Raw genomic sequence first — 3,792 nt, 5'->3', positions numbered from 1 at the left:
GCCAAGACCAGCCCGCTGTCGGCCGGTGCGCCGCSGGCGGCCGAGCCCGCTGTCACGCTCGTCACCATCCCGGTGAACCCGGCGGCCCCACTGGTGAATCCGCAGCCGGGAACCCCGCCGGTGGAGGCGCCCGCCGCGTTGGCGGCGCTGGCCGCAGTGCGCGACGAGCTGGAACGCAACACCTTGCGCCGCAACGCCACCAGCGGACCGCAGGTCGGCATCGCGGCGGTGGACACCCCGAATGTGTTGGTCATCGGCGTGGACGGCACCAACCTCAGCCGGGTGCTCGCAGACCCGGCCAACGTCAACTTCTTCAACCTGATCAAGACGAGCTCGACCGCTCCGACGAGCATCGTCGGGCACACCACCATCTCCAACCCGTCCTGGTCGACCATCCTGACCGGCAATTGGGGTGAGAAGACCGGCGTCATCAACAACATCTTCACGCCGTGGACCTACAACCGATGGCCGACGGTGTTCAACCAGCTCGAAGAAGACCACGACGAAGGCATCCAGACCACCGCGGTCGCCAACTGGGACGTGATCGCGGCCATCGCCGCCGCCGGTGGTGACCTGGGCGCAGACCTGGTGCGCTACATCGGGAAACGCGACGACGACCCGAACTGGTTGAAGACCGATGATGCCGTCGGGGACACCACCGAACTGGTCATCGCCGGCTCAGACCCGAACGTCGCGAACTTCGTCTTCAGTTACTTCGTCGGAGTCGACGAGAACGGCCACGCGTACGGCGGGGCTTCCGAGGAATACAAGCTGGCGCTCAACAACTTCGACCGCAACCTCGGTGAGATGATCGCCGCGGTCAACGCCTGGGAGACGGCCAACAACGAGGAGTGGACCATCGTCCTGGTCACCGACCACGGACACCAGCCGCAGCGCGGCCTCGGACACGGCTTCCAATCACCGGACGAGACCGAAACCTTCGTCATCGTCAACGGGCCCGGCTTTGCGCCCGGCGCGATCAACCTGCAGTACGAGATCGTCGACGTGACCCCCACCGTGGTGACGTTGTTCGGCGGCACCCCGCGGGCGACCGATGGCACGTCGATGACCGAACTGAACAACAACGTCTTCCCGGTCACCGACGACGCGCTGCGGGCGGCGCTGCAGGACCTCATCTCGAAGAACGGCTATCCGGACACCATCACCAACGTCGCCCTCGGGGTGCGGACCATCTTCACCTCGATCCCGTACTTCCTGGTCGATATCGTCGACGGGATCGTCGGCGGCATCAAATCGGCTGCTGCACAGAATATTCCGGTCGTAAGCCTACTTGCGGGGCTGGCGGTCGGGCCGGTGCGGTTCCTCGGGGATCTGGGGTACGTGGCGACGAACTTCGTGGCGCAGATCGTGGCCCGGATCACCGGTGTCACGGGAGCCAGCATCTATCCGTTCTGGCCGCCGGCCGCACCGAACTTCCCGTCGTACACGCCGCCGGCACCGCCGTCGATGCTGGGCGGACTTCAGGTGTGCGGGGACCCGGCGCTGGGCGCCTGCGTGGTGCCGTCGATCGCGGTGTGAGCCCGGGGCCTCGAGCCCGTCAGGGCTTCATCGAGCCCAGATAGTACGACTCGCGGCCGGTGGGGTACCCGCCCCCATCGGTCGCGATGTGAATGTGGTCGAAATGGTTCAGCGTTTCCGAGCCGTAGTCCGCGGTCCAGCTCGGTGCGCCGATCCCGGGGTAGAAGCCCTGCCGCCAGATGACATGGATGACCCCCCAGCGCTCGGCGTTGGCCAGGGCGAGCCCGGCGATCTGATTGCCGAGTTCGATACCCTCATCGCTGCTGTGGTTGGGGATCATCACGTCGATCGCCAGCCCGTTGGGATGCCACTTCAGCGCATCCTGGCGGTAGCCGCCGATGGTGGTGATCTCCGGGTACATCATGCTGATCGCACGGGCCACCCAGATGGTCTTGATCTGTAGCCCACCCTCGGGCGCGACACCCTTGTCGAGCGGGAAATCCAGGACCCGGGTGTCCACCGGTGCGCTCACCGCCAGCAGTTCGGCCTCGGTCGGGGCCTGGGCGGCGGCGCTGGTGGGCAGCAGGGGAGCGGCGGGTGCGGCCGAGACCTCGCCGGACGCGGCAGTCTCCGGATTCTGCACGGGGCGAGGCGCCGCGTTCTGGGCGTAGAGCACGCCTCCGGAGATGACGATGGAGCCGGCGATCGCCAACCACCGTCCCCGGTTCGCGGCTAACAGGTTTCTGCCCACGGTGTGCACTTTAAATGCCGAATCGGGTGTGCGGTGTCAATGTCGGCGAACTGTTCTCCCGCGCCGAGCCGCCGCCTCGGGCACCACGGTGCGGGTCGGCGGTTAGCAACCGGGTCGCGTGACTTGCCGTTCGGCGGTCGTCGACCGCACAGCAAAATAGTGCCGATGTCAAGGGTTCTGTCCATGGAACCCCGTATTCCTGGGAAAAGAACCGACAGTGGCCGTTGCGGGACGGCGGGCGCAACACTTTCACCCGGTTTGCCGCAAACTGAGAGATTTCTAAGCACGTGTCTGACATACTGCTGACGGCAAATCGGGCCAGCTTAAGGAGCAACGGTGGGAAACGTGCCCAGCACAATATTTTCGGCATTGGCGGCGGGTGTACTGGCGACCACAGGGGTCACCGTCATCTCCGTAGACGGTGACCGGGCGGAGGTTGCCGGACCGGCGGCCGGTTCCGCGCCCGCGGTCGTGCACGCCCAACCGGTGCTGGCCGCCGCGGTGCTGCCCAACCCGTCGCCGAACGCCCTGTACGGCGCCCAGATCGCCGGCGGAGGCGCGCCCGCAGCCGCGGTGCCCGGCCCCGTGGATACCGGCGGCACTCTGATCACCTTTGCGCCCACCGGCGGCGGCGCCGACGGCGCGTCCGCCGGACCCGGTTCCTCCTCGCGCGCGGCCGCTGGAAGCGGCGCCGCCCCCTTCACTCCCGAGGTGCTCGCCGACGCCGTCGCGCGCACCGGTGGTAACTCGAACACCGAGGTCACCGTGATGGTGGCCGATGCCGCAGGCGCGCTGCAGGTAGCCCAGACCACCCTCGGTGATCTGCCCGGCGCGATCGCCGGTCTGCTCGGTGACATCGGCGGCCGCATCCCGGTCGTCAGCTTCTTCGTGCGCAACGGCACGCTGGCCAATCCTGAGGGTGGCCTGCTGATCGGCAACGGCTTCAGCTCCATCACCGCCGGCGTGAACGGCGGCCGTGGCGGTTTGCTGTTCGGTAACGGCGGCGCCGGTGGCTTCGGCGCCGACGGCGGCCAGGGCGGCCTGCTCGGCAGCGGCGGCGACGGCGGCCTCGGCGGCGGAAACGGCGGCGCCGCAGGGCTTCTCGGCAACGGCGGCAGCGGTGGTGACGGTTCCGGTCTGAACGCCGACGGTGGCAACGGCGGTCGCGGTGGGCTGCTCTTCGGTAGCGGCGGGCATGGCGGTAGTGGCGACCAGGCCGGCGCGGACGAGACCGGCGGTGCCGGCGGCGACGGTGGCGCGGCCGGCCTGATCGGCGGCGACGGTGGCCACGGCGGCGCCGGCGGCAGCGCCGAGGGCGCCAACGCGGTCGGTGGCGCCGGTGGTAACGGTGGCACCGCGGGCATCGTGGGCGGCGGCGGGCACGGCGGCGCCGGTGGCACCGCCCAGGGCGACGGGGCCGGCACCGCAACCGGTGGCGCCGGTGGCGACGGTGGCCAGGGCCTGTACGACCCGGGGCGCGGCGGTGACGGCGGCAGCGCCACGGCCGGTGACGGCGGGTCGGCGGTCGGCGGCGCCGGTGGCACCGGCGGCGTGGTCGAGGT

Annotated in this window: 3 protein-coding genes; 2 read left to right on the top strand and 1 reads right to left on the bottom strand. The window is 69.4% G+C overall.

The annotated features are described in order from the left end of the window. Positions 1 to 1,539: alkaline phosphatase family protein (locus AC1DTF_RS32220; protein ID WP_477477019.1), on the top strand; the 1,539-nt coding region annotated here is incomplete at its 5' end. Between the two features lie 19 nt (positions 1,540 to 1,558). On the opposite strand, the gene AC1DTF_RS32215 is transcribed toward AC1DTF_RS32220, so the two are convergent. Beyond that, entirely contained in the window at positions 1,559 to 2,239 is a 681-nt protein-coding gene (locus AC1DTF_RS32215; RefSeq protein ID WP_442928699.1) for a VldE C-terminal domain-containing protein, read from the bottom strand. A gap of 336 nt (positions 2,240 to 2,575) precedes the next feature. On the opposite strand from AC1DTF_RS32215, the gene AC1DTF_RS32210 reads away from it, so the two are divergent. Next, a partial coding sequence (locus tag AC1DTF_RS32210; protein WP_477477018.1) for a hypothetical protein occupies positions 2,576 to 3,792 on the top strand: 1,217 nt, incomplete at its 3' end.

This window comes from Mycobacterium sp. P4_H6 (assembly GCF_056400845.1).
Note: the sequence above shows the minus strand (reverse complement) of the source record. Positions and strands in the feature narration are given on the sequence as shown.